Source organism: Apibacter adventoris (assembly GCF_002964975.1).
In the GTDB taxonomy this organism is placed as follows: domain Bacteria; phylum Bacteroidota; class Bacteroidia; order Flavobacteriales; family Weeksellaceae; genus Apibacter; species Apibacter adventoris.
The window spans coordinates 1-21024 of the sequence record NZ_PSZM01000036.1; the positions used below are offsets into that span (position 1 = coordinate 1).

11 protein-coding genes are annotated in these 21024 nt (G+C 30.6%); 9 read left to right on the plus strand and 2 right to left on the minus strand.

Annotation, left to right across the window (positions count from 1 at the left end):
- The coding region (locus tag C4S77_RS05075) for a DUF7379 domain-containing protein (RefSeq protein ID WP_146106049.1) at positions 1 to 7483 on the minus strand (7483 nt) is incomplete at its 3' end.
- Between the two features lie 330 nt (positions 7484 to 7813).
- On the opposite strand from C4S77_RS05075, the gene C4S77_RS05080 reads away from it, so the two are divergent.
- The 5 genes from C4S77_RS05080 to glpC all read left to right on the plus strand — a co-directional run bounded on the left by C4S77_RS05080 (position 7814) and on the right by glpC (position 14653).
- Positions 7814 to 9298: an amino acid permease gene (locus tag C4S77_RS05080; protein WP_260209468.1), complete on the plus strand. Its 1485-nt coding sequence runs from the start codon at positions 7814 to 7816 to the stop codon at positions 9296 to 9298.
- 58 nt (positions 9299 to 9356) lie between these two features.
- On the plus strand, positions 9357 to 10175 hold the full coding sequence (gene menB / locus C4S77_RS05085; protein WP_105246544.1) for a 1,4-dihydroxy-2-naphthoyl-CoA synthase: 819 nt from the start codon (positions 9357 to 9359) through the stop codon (positions 10173 to 10175).
- A 348-nt stretch (positions 10176 to 10523) separates the two neighbouring features.
- A complete protein-coding gene (gene glpA / locus C4S77_RS05090; protein WP_105246546.1) occupies positions 10524 to 12185 on the plus strand; it encodes an anaerobic glycerol-3-phosphate dehydrogenase subunit A in 1662 nt (553 codons plus the stop codon).
- On the plus strand, positions 12175 to 13458 hold the full coding sequence (gene glpB, locus C4S77_RS05095) for a glycerol-3-phosphate dehydrogenase subunit GlpB (protein ID WP_105246548.1): 1284 nt from the start codon (positions 12175 to 12177) through the stop codon (positions 13456 to 13458). Before glpA ends, glpB begins: the two co-directional genes overlap by 11 nt.
- The gene (gene glpC, locus C4S77_RS05100) at positions 13439 to 14653 is read left to right on the plus strand and encodes an anaerobic glycerol-3-phosphate dehydrogenase subunit GlpC (RefSeq protein WP_105246549.1); all 1215 of its coding nucleotides are present in this window, start codon (positions 13439 to 13441) and stop codon (positions 14651 to 14653) included. The genes glpB and glpC overlap by 20 nt, the downstream gene beginning before the upstream one ends.
- A gap of 65 nt (positions 14654 to 14718) precedes the next feature.
- Here glpC and C4S77_RS05105 read toward each other — a convergent pair whose 3' ends face one another.
- Positions 14719 to 15486 (minus strand): DeoR/GlpR family DNA-binding transcription regulator, encoded by a 768-nt coding sequence (locus C4S77_RS05105; RefSeq protein ID WP_105194546.1) that lies wholly within the window; start codon positions 15484 to 15486, stop codon positions 14719 to 14721.
- Between the two features lie 283 nt (positions 15487 to 15769).
- Here C4S77_RS05105 and C4S77_RS05110 point away from each other — a divergent pair, with 283 nt between their 5' ends.
- The 4 genes from C4S77_RS05110 to C4S77_RS05125 are packed head-to-tail and all read left to right on the plus strand — an operon-like array spanning position 15770 to position 20957.
- Positions 15770 to 17347 (plus strand): glycerol-3-phosphate dehydrogenase/oxidase, encoded by a 1578-nt coding sequence (locus C4S77_RS05110; protein ID WP_105246551.1) that lies wholly within the window; start codon positions 15770 to 15772, stop codon positions 17345 to 17347.
- A gap of 49 nt (positions 17348 to 17396) precedes the next feature.
- Positions 17397 to 18767, plus strand: coding sequence for a phosphoglycerate transporter protein PgtP (gene pgtP, locus C4S77_RS05115; RefSeq protein ID WP_105194544.1), 1371 nt, complete (start codon positions 17397 to 17399; stop codon positions 18765 to 18767).
- 11 nt (positions 18768 to 18778) lie between these two features.
- Positions 18779 to 19702, plus strand: coding sequence for an HAD family hydrolase (locus C4S77_RS05120; RefSeq protein ID WP_105194543.1), 924 nt, complete (start codon positions 18779 to 18781; stop codon positions 19700 to 19702).
- 31 nt (positions 19703 to 19733) lie between these two features.
- Positions 19734 to 20957, plus strand: a complete 1224-nt coding sequence (locus C4S77_RS05125; RefSeq protein ID WP_105246553.1) for a glycerophosphodiester phosphodiesterase family protein — start codon at positions 19734 to 19736, stop codon at positions 20955 to 20957.
- Positions 20958 to 21024 lie beyond the last annotated feature (67 nt).

Here is a 21024-nt window from a genome sequence, read left to right on the forward strand (position 1 = left end):
CGGGTTGTGGTAACGTTTTATCCTGAATTGTTATGTTACAACTTTTTGTTTCTACTTCTATTGGTATTATACCGATTTGTGTCGGAGTTCCACTTATAGTCACAGCTATTACTCCACTTCCGGATAAACTTATCTGTTGCCCTTCTGTGCCTACTTCTATTGTCATCCCTTTTTCCGTTTTCTTATAACCTGTAAAGTTTATAGGATTTCCGATTACTGTGTATTTTAATTGTAATGTTTTATTAAAAGAACTTCCTACTTCTAAGGTGGATCCATTTATACTATTACAATCCAAGGTTAGTTTGCCGGGTTGTGGTAACGTTTTATCCTGAATTGTTATGTTACAACTTTTTGTTTCTACTTCTATTGGTATTATACCGATTTGTGTCGGAGTTCCACTTATAGTCACAGCTATTACTCCACTTCCGGATAAACTTATCTGTTGCCCTTCTGTGCCTACTTCTATTGTCATCCCTTTTTCCGTTTTCTTATAACCTGTAAAGTTTATAGGATTTCCGATTACTGTGTATTTTAATTGTAATGTTTTATTAAAAGAACTTCCTACTTCTAAGGTGGATCCATTTATACTATTACAATCCAAGGTTAGTTTGCCGGGTTGTGGTAACGTTTTATCCTGAATTGTTATGTTACAACTTTTTGTTTCTACTTCTATTGGTATTATACCGATTTGTGTCGGAGTTCCACTTATAGTCACAGCTATTACTCCACTTCCGGATAAACTTATCTGTTGCCCTTCTGTGCCTACTTCTATTGTTATCCCTTTTTCCGTTTTCTTATAGCCTGTAAAGTTTATAGGATTTCCGATTACTGTGTATTTTAATTGTAATGTTTTATTGGAAGAACTTCCTACTTCTAAGGTGGATCCATTTATACTATTACAATCCAAAGTTAGTTTGCCGGGTTGTGGTAACGTTTTGTCCTGAATTGTTATGTTACAACTTTTTGTTTCTACTTCTATTGGTATTATGCCGGTTTGTGTCGGAGTTCCACTTATGGTTACTGGAATTATTCCTTTTTCAATTAACTCTATTGTTCGTCCTTCTTTACCTATTTCTATGATCAATCCATTTAAAACCTTCTTATATCCTGTAAAACTTATAGGCACATTCCCTTTTATATTATATCTTAATTCTTGTAAAACATTTAACTTTTCTCCTATATTAATTTGCAAAGTGTTTAAATCTGAACAATCTAAAACCAGTTCAGACACTTCTATAACTTTAGAATATATTAATATATTATTTGAATTATACAATCTCAATCTATAATAAATATGACCGGATATATTTTCATCTGTAAAATCATAATTTTTAGGATCATTCGTTGTAATTCCTTTAGCAGGCTGTTGATTAATAATTATAAAGTTATTTTCATTATCCATACTTCTTTCTAATGTAAAATACTGCGCTAAATATTCCTTAGTAGTTTTCCATACCAATTTTATGCTTTGAGGTTTTATTTTTTCAAAATGAAAATCACTTACTTTTGTTGGTGGAGATATTATAGGCCCTTTTACTATAATCTTAAGTTGCGCTTTCAACATACCTACATATGCACTCAAAGTTGCCTCTCCACCTTTTATTCCCTCAATATTTTCTTTATCTATCTTCTTAATTACTTTTTCGTCTGAAATTTTATAGTTAATAATATCTTCTCTATCATTAATACGCCTTTCTACTCCATCTGCAAATGTTCCCAATAAATCAAACTTATAAATATTTCCTTGATTCGCTTTAATCTCAGTATTAGAAAATCTTATTTTCTCTAGCAAAGTCTCTGGTTTAACAACCTTAGGAGATACCGTATGTTTGGCTACCATATTTCCTTCTTTAAATCCATATACTGTTACAAAAAAATCTTTAGAGGGTAAATAACCTTCGGGTATTTCAAAGGTAAATGTATTTTTTAATTCTAATTTTTTATTTGAAAGTGAGTCAGGATCAAGTATGGGTTTCTCTGCCTCATTTACTATTTTATTTCTAGCGAAGGAATAAATTCCTTCAACACCCGGATACTGAATAGCAATAAGCATCTGATCTATATTTTCCTGATAAACATCAAAAGAAACTTTATCCCCTGGAGATAGGTTCAAAGAATTTGATATAAAAGATTTGGGATTTATTGCCAGCTTACTTTCATTTTTCTTGTTTTCATCTAACTTAAAATCGGATAAAAAATTATATTTTATTTCTTTGGGTTGAATATTTTGAGAAAAACTTCCTGACTCACTTCTTACATCCTGTTTTAATAATTCAATTATTTCATTTTGTATTTCCAAAGATTTTGTTATTCCTTCAATTTTAAATGTTGGAAATTCTATATGCATTAGATCTGGAAACTCGCTAGTATATTTCTCGGATAATCCGGCATTCATACTTGAAGTAGGAACTACATAATCATTAGATTGATTATCATATAAATTTTCTAAAACATTTACATATGGTAAAGAATCTGTAGATTTTTTTACTATATATTTTATATTTACATTAACATCTGTATTTGTATTTGTTTGTAGCGTAACTCCACTTAGAGCAGAACAATCTATAGTTAAAATTCCTGAGTTTTGTTTTTTTTCTTCTCTTACATGTATTGTACAATATTTATCTTTAATTTCTATTTTTATATTTACAGGAGATAACGATTTACCTTTAATTTTAACTGGAAGATTTCCTTTGCCTTTTAATAAAATATTTTTTCCATCTTCTCCCACTTCTACCGTTAAACCATTTTTATTTATCTTATATCCAATAAAATTAATTGGATTACCATTTACTATATATTCTAATTTCTCTGTAGTATCAATATTTGTATTAGTTTCTAAATCTAATAATCTGAAATTATCACAATTTAAAGTTAACTTTCCAGGTTTTGTATCTTTAGAATCTCTTACCACAATTACACAAAAATAATCTCCTACATTAACAGGAATATTACCAGAAGATGTAGCTTTACCATTGATAGATACATCAATACTTCCTTTTCCTTTTAACAGTTCCATTTTTCCTTGTTTTCCTACTTCTATAGATAAACCGTTTACCTCTATTTTATACCCTACAAAATTTATAGGTTTGACCATATTATAAGATAATTTTACTGTAGTTTTAATTTCATTTCCAACTACCACATCTGTATTATTTAAATCTGAAGAGTCTAACCCGTAATCTTCATTATTAGATCCATTTACAAAAAGTGAACAAAATGTGGAATTTACCTCTACTTTAATTTTTCCCGGGGCTACTGGTGTTCCCATAATTTTAACCGGTAGATTTCCTGTTCCTGATAACTTCATTACCTTACCAACCTCTCCTACTTCAATAGTCAACCCATTTACATTTTTCTTATATCCTATAAATTTTATGGTTCCATCTTCCCCTAAAGGATTTACTGACTTACCTAGTAAATAGGTTGCAAACAATTTTTCGGGAACTCTTGTAAACGCTGTCTGATTTACATACCATTTTTGTTTATTATCAAATGTTGAGTTAAATGTATGAATCGGTACTTTTGCTTCTTTAAATTTAGCTAGATTTTCTTTTGAATTTAATTTTTCAATTAAATCTGTTTCTTCTTTTTTATATGCCCCTGAAAGTGAATCTTTCGCAACCATCATATTTTTTGCGCCCCAAAGAGTTTTACTTTCAGCTTCAGACATAAAAGGAACCATCTGAAAGATATCTTTTATTTTAAGAGAACTTTCATCTTTAAATGTAATCTTTTTAAAATTAAACTCAGTTTCTGGAACTACAGGGACTTTTATCTTGGGACTAATCACTCTTTGATCTACTACTGCATTAGCTAATTGTGTACCACTATGTGGTGTATTTACCGTAATTAATGAATTAACATCAAATCTGTATGGGGTTTTATCTGAAAGACTTTCTATATACCCGCGTGTATATAATCCTCCACGGCTATAGGCAACTATATTTACCTTTCCTACCGACATATTTGCTTTAGAAGCTGATCCTTTCAACAGATCAATATAATTAGGAATCTCATCTATCATCTCCTTAGATGATACTTCTGCCGTGTTTTTATCTGTTTTCCATATTTTAAGTATTTGATTACGGGTATATCCTTTATCCAACATGTTATTTTGTATACTATCTAAAGTCAAGGTATCTGACCATGCGCCATGTATTAATAATACAGGGGACAGAGTAAATTTAATAGGATATCGGGTTTTTAATGGTTCTTTAGGAAAATCTTTATTTATTAGTATTAAACTGTATTTTTTTTCTATTTTCCCTTCCTCTAAATCTTTTTCATCTATATAGCTTGGATGCTGATACAAAATATCAACATAATTTAAATCCTCTATATTTCCATTATAAAATTTAGCCGGCTTTAAAGTTAACTTGCCATATTTTTTAATATATTCATCACTATTTTCATCCCCCTCAATAATATTTCCCTCTTCATCTCCAATAGCCAGTTTAAATTGATGTTTTTTGTAAAAAACAGAGGGTTTATAACCCACAATTGAAAATATTGTAGAGGGACTTCCGTCTGAAGTAACTGAAAATGTAGATTCATCATTATTATTTTGACTCTCTTTAGCACTAGCCTCTTTTAACTGTGTTAAAAAAACATGGTTTGTTTTTCCGTTTACTTTTTCTTTAAAGGGTTTATCCGGATCTTTAGTAACATCTATATCTTGTACATGATAAGCATACATTTCCACAATAGGTATATGTGCTTTTACAACACCTTTATCAGTTACCAACCATACATAGTTAGGATCTTTACCATCTACCACTCCTGTTTTTATATTATTTGAAATCAAAGGAATATCAACTAAACATTGAGAATTATTCGGTAGTTTCCCTTGGTAAAGAGATAAGTTCACATAATGTTTATAAGAATTATAATTAAATAAATCTCCTACTCCATTATAAACAATCATACCATCTGTAGTACCAATAAAAACTCTCCCATATTTATCTCCCCATATTCCCGCAGGATTCACTTTTGATTTGGGAAAAATAATATTGCTATCATTATTCAATTTTAACTCATCAGTAGACATTATATACATAGCATATTTACCTTCATTTGAATTTGAGCCTATCCATACAACTTTACCATCAGAATATACAGACGTCAATTGACCTGATAATGTTAATTGATCAATAGTAGCAGAAGCTATTAATTTATTATCAAAACCATATTTCATAATTTTAGAAGGAATTAGCTTATTTTCAAATTCAAAACTTTCTACAGCTATCCATACTGCTAAACTATCAGCAGAAATGGAATAAATATTTCGGGTTCCTTCTTTTTTATTAATTGGCGGATTATATGTATTATCTGGAAAAGAAATGCCAGAATCTTGCCTGTGGTAAGTACCCACAGGAATAAATTTCCCATTAGTATCTGAAGCTGAAATTGAAGCAAAACTTCCGGGAGTTATAATATATTTAGAGCCCATTCCAGAATAAAGAATATGATGAAATCCCTGTGATACTCGTACTATGTTATATGGATCTACAATTACTTGTAATGTATTACGGGTTCCCAAACCATCATTTTCAAGAAATGGTAATTTATAGGTGTCCTGATCGGGTTTAAAATGTCGTTGATCTGATATATTATTAATATTAATTCTATTTACTCCTCCTAATTGAAAAAAACCAAATGACGACTGTATTCCACTTTGCCCTACCCATAAATTCCCTAATGTATCTGCCGCTAATGACCTTATCCAGGATTGATCTAAATTTTTATTAATAGTAATTTTTGAGAAAATTGTGTCTTTTTTAGATTGATCCATAAAATATAATCCTTTATATTTTGTACCCACCCAAACATTATTATTTTTATCTACAGTTACAGAAGTGAATTCTGTATCTTTTTCTTCAAGAACCGTTTTAAAATCAGAAGTATTTATAACAATATCTACGATATATAAAATCTCATCATTTTTACTCTTTAAAGGCAAGCTTAAAAGCGTTTTCTCAGCTTTTACTAATTTACCTGATAGTTCTATAGAAAATTTCCCTAATTCATTTGTAGCTTTAGAAAACATCGTTGATTTAATACTTACTTTGATCCCATTAACTTCTGCAGATGTAGCTTTTAGCTCAAATTTTTCTCCCTTAAACAAATATCCTATTTCTAAATCAACATTAATTGATTGATCCTTTGCTATTGTTAAATTAAATAAATTTGAATAAATAATTGGTTTTTCATTATTATCCTCAACTTTAATAGTAATCTCACAGGTGTTTATCTCTTTCCCTCCTTTTTTATTAATTGGTAATTTCAAAGTTATAATACCTGTTTTTTCTGGAACTCCTTCAACTCTAAAATTTAATTTTCCTATAGACGAATTTAAATTCACAGCGTCTAGATATGCTGTTAAACCACTAACTTTAATAGAATTGGAAGATTCAAGATTTATAGAGTCTCCTTTTAATATATAGGATATACTTCCCATTTGCTTTAATGGATCTCTAATTACAGCTTTTATTGCATTAATAGGATTTTCAACCATAAGTTCAGCATCAACCAGAACTGAAACTTTGCAATCAATTTTGTTTATACTAATTGGAACTTCTGCATTCGCTATCGGTTTTCCTAATAAATTTACCTTAACAGTTCCACCCAAACCAATAAGCTTCTGGGCAGGAACAGAACTATTTAGCCCATTAATTGTATCTGAAACCTTAGGAGGAATATCAAAAAAATATTTTTCTCCAGCCAAATTCATATCATATTGAACTAGTAAGGGGTTATCAATTTTTTTCCCAACTACAACTTTTACAGGATTTTTAGGACACGTTATTTTAAATGTGGAAATTAAAACTTCACTATTTTGTATAAGCAATCCTTCTTCATTTTTAATTGGAATATGTACAGAACTCGCAATAAAATATTTGGGACTACCTTTTACTAAAACTTTAATTTTACCAGAAGATTTCAGTGTAGTTCCATTTATTATATAAACTAGCCCATCTTTCTGAACCGAAGAAGACTTTATAATTTGTTTCCCACTTGATAAAGAATAAGGAATTTCTACCTCAGTATCTGCATTTTCTCCATAATTTAGCATTAATTCCACTTCTTTATCTATTTTTAATACAGAAACTATTATTTTTAGAGTTTGTATTGTATCTTTTTTTGAATTTAAAAGCGGAAGTTTTAAAGTTATATCTTTTGTGCTATCAGGATCTCCTTCAATTTTTATAGCTATTTTTCCTGAAGGTGATTTTAAGGTAGCTGCTTCTATATAAGCTTTCATTCCACTTACTTTTTTAGACTCGCTTGATGCCAATGTGTATTCCCCACAACTCATTTCATAAGTTGTTTTAATAAAATGTTTATTAGAAGTACCATAAGTTGCTTGTAACGTATCTTTTAAAGTTTCAAAACTTGGTATAGGCTGTGCATGTCCAATATAAATGAAAATTAAAAATAAAAACAATAAATTGCTTTTAAAAGAATATAAAAATATTTTCATAATTTAAATTTTAAATCGTGATTGTATAAATGCTTTTTTTGATAAGATCTTAACCATTTAAAGAACAAATCCATTTATTACAAATATAATTTAAATATAAATAAATGTAATAATTAAAATAAAATAAATATATATACATTAATTTAAAAAATAAAATTTAGTATTATTTTAAAATAAGTATAATTTATAAATATATAGATAAATCTTTTATTTAGAACAATCTCTGATTTAATTATTTGATAACCTTACTAAAAAACTATTATAAAAAAATAATAATTAACGTGTTATTATCCTAAATTCATAAACATATAAAATTAAAACAATGAAAATTTGAGATATTTAACAAAAAAGCCTAATTTTAAACTTTCCCTTTTTCAAAATGATATATTAAATATAAACTTACCTGTTTTTATGAATGATTCTAACAAAAAATTACAAAGAAATCTTACAAATAGACATATTCAACTCATTGCAATAGGAGGAGCTATTGGAACCGGACTATTTATGGGTTCAGGAAAAACTATAAATTTAGCAGGTCCTTCCATTTTATTAGTATACACTATTATTGGTTTTATTTTATTTTTTGTAATGAGAGCAATGGGAGAACTACTTTTATCTAACTTAAAATATAAATCTTTTGTAGATTTTGTCTCAGACTTATTAGGTCCAATGGCTGGCTTTTTTATGGGATGGACATATTGGTTTTGTTGGATAGTTACTGGAAGTGCAGATTTAATAGCTATTTCTGGATATGTAGAATACCTTTTTCCTGGAATGATAGCCCCATGGATTCCTGCATTTGTCTGTATACTTTTTTTCTTATGTTTAAACCTACTAACCGTAAAATTATTCGGAGAAACAGAATTTTGGTTTGCCATTATAAAAATATTAGCCATTATAAGTTTAATAGCTATAGGAATTTTTTTTATTATTTACAGATTCACACCTCCCTCTGGAGTAACAACCTCCCTTAGCAACATTTGGAATGATGGAGGATTTTTTCCTACTGGTTTTGCTGGATTTGTAGCTGGATTTCAGATTGCTGCTTTTGCTTTTGTAGGTGTAGAACTAGTAGGAACAACTGCAGCTGAAACTAATAATCCTGAAAAAACATTACCTAAAGCAATTAATGCCATCCCTATAAGAATAATACTTTTTTATGTCTTAGCATTAGCTGTAATTATGTCTGTAATGCCTTGGAGAACTATAAATCCCGATAAAAGTCCTTTTATTGTTCTATTCTCTTTTGCTGGAATTACCTCGGCTTTTAATATAACTTATTTTGTCGTACTTACCTCTGCAGCATCCTCTGCTAATAGCGGAATTTTTTCTACAAGTAGGATGCTTTATGGACTATCTTTAAACCAAAAAGCACCTAAGGCTTTTAAAAAATTATCTAAAGCATCTGTTCCGGCTTGGGGACTAACTTTTTCATGTATTTGTCTTCTTCCATCGGTTTTGCTTCTTTATTTTGGAAACGAAAATGTTATGCATGCCTTTACTTTAGTAACTACAGTTGCCACTGTTCTATTTGTTTTCGTCTGGTCTATGATTTTATTTGCATATATTTCCTTTCGAAAAAAAAGGCCTGAATTACATCAAAAATCAAAATACAAAGTTCCCGGAGGTTTATTTTCAATCTATATTTCATTAATTTTTTTCCTATTACTAATAATTTCTTTTTGGTTTAAAGAAGATACTAAACAAGCTCTTACATACACCCCTTTATGGTTTATAATATTAGGAATGTGTTATTTAATAATTCCTAAAAAAATAAAACAACAATGGATAAAATCATTCAAAAATAATTTGTAAACAAAGACTAGAAAAACTATTTCTTTAAAATTAGTAAATTTGACTAAAAATAAATTAAATGGCTAGAAATTGGCAGACTATAAAAGAATTTTCTGATATTTTATTTGAATATTGGGAAGGAATTGCTAAAATAACGATTAATAGACCTAAAGTTTACAATGCTTTTCGCCCGGAAACTAATTTTCAAATGTTAGAAGCAATAGATTATTGTCGTGAACACCCTGAAATAGATGTAATAATCTTAACCGGAGCTGGAGATAAAGCTTTTTGCAGTGGAGGAGATCAAAACGTGAAAGGTATAGGAGGTTACGTGGGTGAAGATGGTATTCCCAGATTAAATGTATTAGATTTACATAAAAAAATAAGAGAAATACCTAAACCCGTAATTGCCATGGTAAACGGATATGCCATAGGAGGTGGTCATGTACTACATGTAGTTTGTGATTTGACTATCGCTTCTGAAAATGCAAAATTTGGACAAACAGGACCTAAAGTAGGCAGTTTTGACGGAGGTTTCGGATCATCTTATCTAGCCAGAAGCGTGGGACAAAAAAAAGTAAGAGAAATTTGGTTTTTATGTCAGCAATATACAGCAAACGAAGCAATGGAAATGGGAATGGTAAATAAAGTGGTTCCACTTGAGAAATTAGAAGATGAAACAGTTGAATGGTGTCAAATTATGCAACAAAGAAGCCCGATGGCTTTACGTATGATTAAACGATGTTTAAATGCAGAATTAGATGGACAACATGGGCTCATGCAGCTAGCTGGTGATGCCACTTTAATGTATTATTTAATGGATGAAGCTCAAGAAGGTAAAAAAGCATTTTTGGAAAAACGAAAACCCAATTTTAAACAATTCCCCAAATTTCCTTAAAAATTATAAAAGGGTTGTTTTAAAAACAACCCTTTTAAAGTCTTTTTCCTTTTCTAATTAAACACTATAAAGCAAAAAATTTCTTTTCTGTATTTAAACTAATATGTAATAATTAGGTTTCATATGGTTTTACTTTGCCGAAGTAATAACATTTTTTTATCATTTTTTTTTTACAAACATTTTATAATAAAGGTTTTTGAAAAAAATATAAAATAATAAAACACTATCAATAGTTCCTAATTTAGAATGAAAACATATAAACAAAAATGACTTATATCACGTGTTTAATTTACACTTTGTTTCGTTTCCTTTCGTATTTTTGAAGTGTAAAAATAAACAAAAATCATTGTGAATATAAAATCTTTAAATTCAAGTAAAACCAACCCTTGGGATGTAATTATTATTGGAGGGGGTGCAACTGGCGCAGGAACTGCAAGAGACTGTGCTAGAAGAGGTTTACGTACACTTATGCTAGAAAGACATGATATCGCAGGAGGAGCTACCGGTAGAAATCATGGGTTACTACATAGTGGAAGTCGTTATGCGGTAACCGATAGAGAATCCGCAGAAGAATGTATTAAAGAGAATATGACTCTTAAAAAAATTGCCAGTCATTGCGTTGAGAAAACTGACGGGTTATTTTTAACTCTCCCTGAAGATGATATTGCTTATCAAACCAAATTTATTGAATCTTGCCAATCAGCAGGAATTGATGCCCAAGCAATTGATCCTAAAGAAGCTTTACGAATGGAACCCTCTGCCAACCCTTCTATAATTGGCGCTGTAAAAGTTCCTGATGGTACCGTAGATCCTTTTAGACTAACACTTTCTAACATCATGGATGCCAAAGATCATGGAGCGGAAATTTTAACCTATCATGAAGTTTTAGGATTAATTAAAGAACAAAATCGTATAATAGGTGTTAAAGTATACGACCATAAAACAAAAGAAGAAAAAGAAATATATGCCTCTATAGTGGTGAATGCAGGAGGAATATGGGGGCAAAAAATAGCTGAATATGCAGATCTAAAAATAAAAATGTTCCCCGCAAAAGGAGCTCTACTTATTTTTGGACATAGGGTAAATAAAATGGTATTAAACAGATGCCGTAAACCTGCAGATGCAGACATCTTAGTTCCTGGAGATACTATATGTTTAATCGGAACTACTTCTACACATGTTCCTTATGATGAAATAGATGATATGTATGTTACCCCAGAAGAAGTAGATATTTTAATCCGAGAAGGAGAAAAATTAGCACCTATCCTACTTCAAACCCGAATTTTAAGAGGATATGCAGGAGTTCGGCCTTTGGTAGCTTCCGATGATGATCCATCTGGTCGTAATGTAAGCCGAGGTATTGTTTTGCTAGACCATGCCACCCGTGACGGATTAGAAGGATTTATTACGATTACAGGAGGAAAATTAATGACCTATCGATTAATGGCAGAATGGGCTACAGATTTAGTATGTAAAAAATTAAACAATTCCACTCCATGTACTACTGCTGTTGAAAAACTTCCGGGTTCACAACAAAGTACAGAAGAAATAAATCAAAAAATGGCATCATTTCCTTCCTCTATTAGGAAATCTGCCATATACAGAATGGGTGATCGTGCAGAGAATCTGTCAAAAAATACAGTTACAGCCAACAGTTTAGTTTGTGAATGTGAAGAAGTTTCTGCCGGTGAAGTAGAATATGCTATTCAAGAATTACATGTAAATAACCTTATAGATCTTCGTAGAAGAACCCGTGTTGGTATGGGAACCTGCCAAGGAGAACTTTGTGCATGTAGAGCTACAGGACTTATGAACCACTATCAGGCATTAAATACAGATAAATCTAAAGAAGATTTATCTATATTCCTTAACGAAAGATGGAAAGGAATCAGACCCATTGCTTGGGGGGATACTTTAAGGGAAAGTGAATTTACAAGTTGGGTATATGAAGGAGTATGTGGTTTAAATTTATCTCAAGAACAAATTAAAAAAGCAAAAGATGAAATTTGATACAGTAATAATAGGTGGTGGGTTAACAGGTTTAATTAGTGGGATCCGCTTATTACAGCGCGGACAAAAATGTGCAATTATATCTTCAGGACAAAGCGCCTTACATTTTTTTTCGGGTTCTTTTGATTTGCTAAATTTTTTACCGGATGGAAGTCCTGTTCAAAACCCAGAAGCTTCTATAAAAGATCTTGCTCAACAAGCCCCTAATCACCCATATGCGAAAATAGGTGAATCCAAATTTGTGCAATTAGCAAAAGAAGCAGAAAAATTTCTTTTAGAAATAGGTATTCCTGCACATGGTTCTTCTAGTAAAAATCATTACAGGATTACTCCTATGGGGGTATTAAAGCCTACCTGGCTAACCATGCCAAACTTTGCTTATAATGAAGATAATGAAAAACTTCCATGGAAAAAAGTTTCTATACTTAATATAGAAGGGTTTCTAGATTTTCATCCTGAATTTATTTCTGAAGCTCTTGAAAAAATTCATATTGAAACTGAAATAAAATACTTTAACCTTCCTGAATTAGATGCTGTAAGGAAAAATCCTAGTGAATTCAGATCAACTAATCTTTCCATTGTTTTTGACAAAGAAGAAAACATGGATACTTTAGCTAAGATTTTTTCTGAAAACAGTAAAAATAGTGATGCCATTATTTTCCCTGATTGCATTGGATTTAAAAATACTGAAATCTTACCTACACTCATTAAAAAAATAGGAAAACCCATTCTTCTGGTACCTACATTTCCTCCATCATTAGTAGGTGTTCGCACACAACAATATTTAAAAAATTATTTTACAAAATTAGGTGGAATCTACATGCTGGGAGATAACGTAGTTCATGCTGATGTAGAAGGATACCATGTATCTAAAATATATACACATAATCATGGAGATATTCCATTTATTGCTAAAAATATAATACTTTCCTCCGGAAGCTTTTTCAGCCAAGGATTAATAGCTGATACTAAGCAAGTATATGAGCCCGTATTTAATTTAGATACCGATTATTTAACTGATAGAGCTGATTGGTACAACTCTAATTTATTTGATAGACAAAATTACCAGCAATTTGGTGTGAAAACAAATTCTAACTTTAATGCAATAAAAGATGATCAACCTATCGACAACTTATTTGTTGCAGGAGCCACCCTTAGTGGTTTTAATCCATTAAAAGAAGGATGCGGAGCTGGAGTATCCATACTTTCTGCCCTACATGTTGCTGAACAAATTTTAACCAAAGAAAAAACTCATGAACCTATTACTCAATAAAAGTGAAAATAATTTCGAACAATGCATAAAATGTACTATTTGTACTGTGTATTGTCCCGTTTCCAAAGTTAATCCAGATTATCCCGGACCAAAACAAGCTGGACCAGATGGAGAAAGATTACGATTAAAAGACGCTAATTTTTATGACGAATCTTTAAAATATTGTATTAATTGTAAACGATGCGAAGTGGCATGCCCTTCAAATGTTAAAATTGGGGATATTATCCAATTGGCCCGTATTAAATATAGTAAGAAAAAGCCAATTCTTAGAGATGCTATTTTAGCTCACACTGATTTTATGGGTTCTCTTGCCACTCCTTTTGCTCCTATTGTAAATGCAATGACATCAGCAAAACCCATTAAAAGCCTAATTGAGCCTGTTTTAAAAATTGATAAAAGAAGAAGTCTACCTAAATATTCTTTTGGAACATTTAAAAGCTGGTATAAAAAAGTAGCTGAAAAACAAAAAGAATTTTCTTCACAGGTTTCTTATTTTCACGGATGTTATGTTAACTATAACAATCCTCAATTAGGAAAAGATATGATAAAGGTACTTAACTCATTAAAAATAGGAGTTCAGTTGCTTGAAAAAGAACGATGTTGTGGTATTGCTTTAGTTTCTAATGGTTTTATTGACAAAGCAAGAAAAAATGCTGAGTTGGATGAAAGAGAAATTCGTAAATCTGTAATAGATAAAAAACTTCCTGTCATTACTACATCTTCATCATGTACTTTTACTATTCGTGAAGAACATCCACATCTTTTGGGTGTAGATAACAGTAAAGTAAAAGATCAAATAGAATTAGCAACTCGCTATGTTTACAGACTATTAAGTAATACTAATCTTCAGCTAAAATTTAAAAATAAACCATTAAAAATTGCTTATCATACGCCTTGTCACATGGCAAAATTAGGATGGTCTTATTATTCTATAGAATTACTTAAGCTAATTCCGAATGCTGAAGTTACTGTTTTAGATTCTAATTGTTGTGGAATTGCCGGAACGTTTGGATTTAAAAAAGAAAATCATGAAGTTTCCAAAAAAATAGGGGATCCTCTTTTCAAACAAATTGAAGAAGGTGGATTTGACTTGGTTGCTACAGATTGTGAAACATGTAAGTGGCAAATTGAAATGTTTACAACAAAAGCATGCGAAAATCCGATAAGTATTTTAGCTAATGCTTTAGAAGACTAATAAGTTATCATTTAAATTAAAAAAATCTTACAAAAATTGTAAGATTTTTTTAATTTAAATTTATTCTATTTAGCTATAATTACTTCTATACCATGATCTTCAAAAGAAATTAAATCTTTTTCGGAAATATCATTATCTGTAATTAAAACATCCACTTTATCCAAAGAACAAATCTGTCCAAATCCTCTTTTATTGATTTTAGTAGAATCGGCCAGAACGATGACTTTTTCAGATTGATCAATCATTACTTTGTTCAAATGAGCTTCAGTGGAATTAGAAGTTGATAATCCAAAATCTAAATCTATCCCATCTATTCCTATGAATAATTTATTACATGAAAAATTCTTAAGTTCTAATTCTGCAATAGCTCCAATAACAGAAACAGAACTTTTTCTCAAATCTCCACCTAATTGAATCACATCCGTAAATGGATCATTACTTAATTCCATAGAAACTTGTAAGGCAGAAGTAACTACCGTTAACTTTTCATATCCAGAAATAATTTTTGCTAGATAATAAACTGTAGTCCCAGAAGCAAGAATAATAAAATCATGATCATTTATAAATTGTAATGCCGCTTTCGCTATTTTTTGTTTTTGAGCAACTTGAACAAATTCTTTTTCATTAATATTTTTTTCAAAAGCATATAAAGATTGCTTACTTGCTCCACCATGGGTACGATATAGTAATCCTTTATTTTCAAGATATTGCAAGTCTTTACGAATAGTTACAGCAGATACATTTAACTTTTCGCAAAGATCATTAACTTTAATAAAATTTTGATCATTTAACTCATCAATAATTATCTGTTGTCTTCCATTTAACTTAACCATGATTCGTTTTTGGGCTAAATATAACGAAAAAATAACAGTAATAAATTAACTTTTTCTCTATTTTTATACATTTTCCTATATAAATTTGAAATGATATTTTTATATATTTTTTATATTATTTATTAATATTATATTAATAATTATTTGTTTTTTAACAAATAACTACATATAAATAGTAGGTTTACTACAAATCTGAAAAATATCATTAAAAAAAACATTCTGGTTTCGTATTGTTTTTTTGTATATTTACGGCACACATGAAAAGAATAAAAAAATAATTAAAATGAAACGAACAGAGCAAATATCAAAATTAAACGACTCTAATGTTGAATGGGACGTAATAATTATCGGAGGAGGAGCCAGTGGTTTAGGTACAGCTGTTGATGCAGCTACCAGAGGATATAAAACTATTTTATTTGAAGCAAATGATTTTGCTAAAGCTACATCAAGCCGATCTACAAAATTAGTTCACGGTGGGGTAAGATATCTTGCCCAGGGAGATGTATCTTTAGTAAAAGAAGCTTTAAGAGAGAGAGGGTTATTAGAAAGAAATGCTAGCCATTTAGCAAAAAAACAATCTTTCGTAATTCCTATCTATAAATGGTTTGATGGACCTTTCTATACGATAGGTCTGAAACTTTATGATATGTTATCAAAAAAACTAAGTTTAGGAAAATCTGTACATATTAATAAAGAAAAAACTATTGAACAGCTTCCTACTATTAAAAAAGAAAAACTTAGAGGAGGGGTTGTATATTATGATGGTCAATTTGATGATTCAAGATTAGCGGTTAACCTAGCACAAACAGCTGTAGAAAATGGAGCTACTGTTATTAATCATATAAAAGTGACTGATTTATTAAAAGACAATACAGGGAAAATAATTGGAGTAAAAGTAAAAGATGCATTATATGGAAACGAATATAATGTGAAAGGAAAAGCAATTTTTAATGCCACTGGAGTATTTACCAATGACATTTTGAATATGAATGATCCTAACCATAAAAAAACTGTTGTTCCTAGCCAAGGAATTCATCTTGTCTTAGATAAATCCTTTTTACCAGGAGATAGTGCTTTAATGATCCCTAAAACTAGCGATGGGCGAGTATTATTTGCTGTCCCTTGGCACAATAGAATTGTTGTAGGTACTACCGACATCTTAGTAGAACACCCAAGTTTAGAACCCAGAGCTCTGGAACAAGAAATTGAATTTGTATTATCTACCGCTTCCCAATATTTAACAAAAAAACCTACAAGAAAAGATGTTTTAACAGTCTTTGCTGGTCAAAGACCTTTGGCTGCTCCTGAAAAAGAAGGAGAAAGTACAAAAGAGGTATCCAGAAGTCATAAAATAATGGTTTCTAATACCGGTTTGATTTCAATAATAGGAGGAAAATGGACTACCTATAGACAAATGGCTGAAGATTTTATTAATAAAGCCATACAAATAAATAAAATTCCTAATAAACCATGTAAAACAGAAAATCTTTCTATACATGGAAATATTCCTGCTGAAAAAGTAGATAGAACTAATCATTTATACATTTATGGGGCAGATATACCAGAAATTTTAAAATTACAACAAGAAAACAGTGAATATGCTGAAAAAATACACCCTAATCATGATTATACTAAAGCAGAAATCATTTGGGCTATAAGAACAGAAATGGCTGAAAAAGTTGAAGATATCCTGGCTCGTAGAGTACGTTTATTATTTATAGACGCAAGAGCGGCCATTGATTGTGCAGAAACAGTCGCTAAAATTATGGCAAAAGAACTAGGGCATGATAATCAATGGATTGAAAAAGAAGTAAATGAATTTAGAGATTTAGCCAAAGGCTATTTATTAGTAGATTACTAACAAAAAATTAATATAACTTAAACACACAACTATTATTAAATTAAAAAAAATGTCAAATTTTTTAACACCTCCCAAGCCTATAAAGCGTAAACCAGAATCTGAAATAGATGCATCTTACAAAAAATTACGTCTTCAGGTTTTTATTGGTATTTATGCAGGATATGCTGCTTATTATTTAGTTAGAAAAAACCTGACTCTAGCTATGCCATTTTTAGAAAAAGAATTTGGATACACTAAAGACTATTTAGGGGCAGCCTTAGCCTGTAATGGTATTGGATATGGTATTTCTAAATTTGTCATGGGAGGAATTTCTGATAGAAGTGATGCACGTAAATTTTTATCCCTCGGTTTAATATTAGCTTCCTTAACTATAATTATTGCCGGTACTAATTTTGGAGTTTCCAATGTTTTTATTATTGGAATTCTTCAATTTTTAATCGGCTGGTTTGGAGGAATGGGATGGCCTCCCTGTGGTAGAGTTATGACCCACTGGTTCTCTTCATCTGAAAGAGGTAGTAAAATGTCTATTTGGAACACGGCACATAATGTAGGGGGAATGTTAATTGGCCCTGTAACTTCTAGTGCTACCGGTTATATAGCCTTATTAGGAATCCAACATTCTTGGAAATTTGGTACATTTGGAGTTCCTGCAGTAATTGCTATACTTATTGCCTTACTTGCTTATGCATTAATTAGGGATAATCCTCAATCTTGTGGACTTCCTTCTATAGAAGAATATAAAAATGATTATCCTGCAGACTATAGCCAAGAATCTGAAAAAGTATTATCTGCAAAAGAAATATTCTTTAAATATGTTTTAAACAATAAAATTCTTTGGGTTGTAGCACTGGCAAATGCTTTTGTGTATCTCGTAAGATATGGTGTATTAGACTGGGCTCCAACGTACCTTAAAGAAGTAAAAGGATACGATATCAAACAAGTAGGCTGGGCATATTTTGCTTATGAATTTGCTGCTATACCTGGAACCATTATTTGTGGATGGATTAGCGATAAAATTTTCAAAGGGAAAAGAGCGGTTACTACAATTATCTTTATGCTGTTAGTAATGATTGCTGTTTTTGTTTATTGGAAAAATGAAAATAACATGATGATAGATATCATAGCTTTAATATCTATAGGATTTTTAATCTATGGTCCAGTAATGTTGATTGGAGTACATGCTCTTGACTTAGCTCCTAAAAATGCAGCAGGAGCTTCTGCCGGATTTACCGGTTTCTTTGGTTATTTTATAGGAACCGCTGTTCTATCCAATATTCTTATGGGATATATTGCAGAACACTATGGCTGGAGTGCCGGTTTTGAATTATTAATTGGAAGTTGTATTATAGCTTCTATTTTAATGGCTTTTACTATTCCAGATGAAAATAAAAAATCAAAACTTAAAATGCTAAAAAAATAAACAAAAAAGTAATGAAAAAATTATTATTATATATTTTTTTAGCCCAAATTTCTTTAATAAATGCGCAAAAATACAGCTATATTCAAGGTTGGTCTAAAGAGGCAAATACAAAAATTGAAAAATTTTTAAACTCTCAAATAAAATCTAAAGAAAGAAAAGTAGCTGTATTTGATTGCGATGGTACCGTATTTGGTCAAGTACCATATTATCTTGCTGATGAAGCACTTTATATGTATGCAGATAACAATTACAGAGGAAAAACTGATGAAATATCTAAAGAAAAGTTAGCAATTCTGGATAGAATGGTTAAGGATGGTAATAATGTTGGAAAAAATTATGTAGAAGACCGTGTTCATTTTCTTTCCGGATTATCTCCTGAAGAAATTAGACAAATAGGTGTAGATTGTTATCAAAAAACCTACAAAAATAAGATGTATCCCGAAATGAAAGAACTAATTAAAAACCTGAAAAATTATGGTTTTGAAGTTTGGATACTAACTGCTTCTCCAGAGCTGCTATATCAAAAATTTGTTTCAGATGAATTGGAAATTCCTCCGTTAAATGTATTGGGAGTGAAATCTGTAATTGAAAACAATCTATCAACCAAACAAATAATATTACCTATACCTCAAGACGATGGAAAAGCTTACACAATAGAAACTTTTATTCAAACCAAGCCACTTATCGTTGGCGGAAATAGTCGTGGTGATCTAGATATGCTTAATGAATCTGCAGGTCTAAAAATTATAGTAAACCCAGATAATGAAGTTGTACGTCCGAAAGAAGATGGAGTAATTGGAGGATACACTGTAAAATCTTATTGGGAAAAGAATGACGGTATCATTGTTTATTGTAAAGATTCAGAAGATTCAAATATTAATTATCACACTAAACAATGGAAAATAAGAAAAAATAAAGATACTTCTAAGCCATAAATATTTAACTAAACCACAAAATCAATAATTTATGAAATCCATTAAAATAGCTCTTTTATCTTGTTTAAGTATGCTAACAATAGCATGCAGTGACGATGACGATAATGCACTTCCATTACGTGGCGAAAGATTACATTCACTAACGGCTGAAATGAAAATTGTTAGAGATTATGTTCCTGATAATGCTATCATAGCTCATAGGGGAACATCCTATTGGGCACCGGAGTCAACTGAATCCGCTTATAGATGGGCCAGAAATATAGGTGCTGATTACTTGGAAGCCGATTTACAGATGACTAAAGATGGGGTCATCTTAGTTATGCATGATAATGTAATGACAAGGACCACAAATATTAAAGATATATATCCTAACCGAGCCAAAGACCCAACTTCAACATTTACTTATGAAGAATTATTAAAACTAGATGCCGGAAGTTGGTTTAATAAAGACAATCCAGACAGAGCAAGGTCAAGTTTTAAAAATCAACATCAATATATTTCTACTCTTGAAGACCTTATTATGTATGCAGAAGGTAAAAGATTAAAAAGAAATGCACAAGGTGAAAGAATATGGAGCAAAAACTCAGACGGATCTTATAATTTTGAATATGAGCAAGACCCTAATGATAACGGAAATAGACCCGGAATTTATGTTGAAACTAAAGAACCTGCTTTAAATCCAGGAATAGAACAAGCTTTAGAAAAAGAATTAAACAGATTAGGTTGGAATATTAATACCCAACCTGCAACAGAAACAGCACAATTTAAAAATGGAAAAATAAATGTGGGAAATACAAATGGTAAAGTTGTATTACAAACATTTTCTCATGAAAGTTTATTAATCCTAAAAAGTATATTTAACGGAAAAATACCAACAGCACTACTTTTTTGGAAAGGAACAGGTCCTGATGATATTCACAATGATGAAACATCAACCTATATACAACACATTAATTTTGGTTTAGATAATTTAGCACAATTCATTGGACCTTCTATAGCAGGTGGTACTCCTCCGGATAACTGGCCAGAATTATTGAATTCTTGGCAAGCTGATTTAATACATAAATCTGGCATGAAAATACACCCTTACTCTTTTGATAATAAAGAACAAATGGAAAAATATTTCAATAACTCTGACGGGATGTTTACCAATCAATCAGACATGACAATATTATTTTATCATAGCAAAGGCTTAAGAAACGGTGGGCCCGCATATCAAGATGCAAAAACAGTATTAACAACATTAGGTTATTAAAAAAATTTCGTAAAATGAAAAAACATTTTAAAATTTTTCCTAAATATTATATTTATTTAAAACAGTA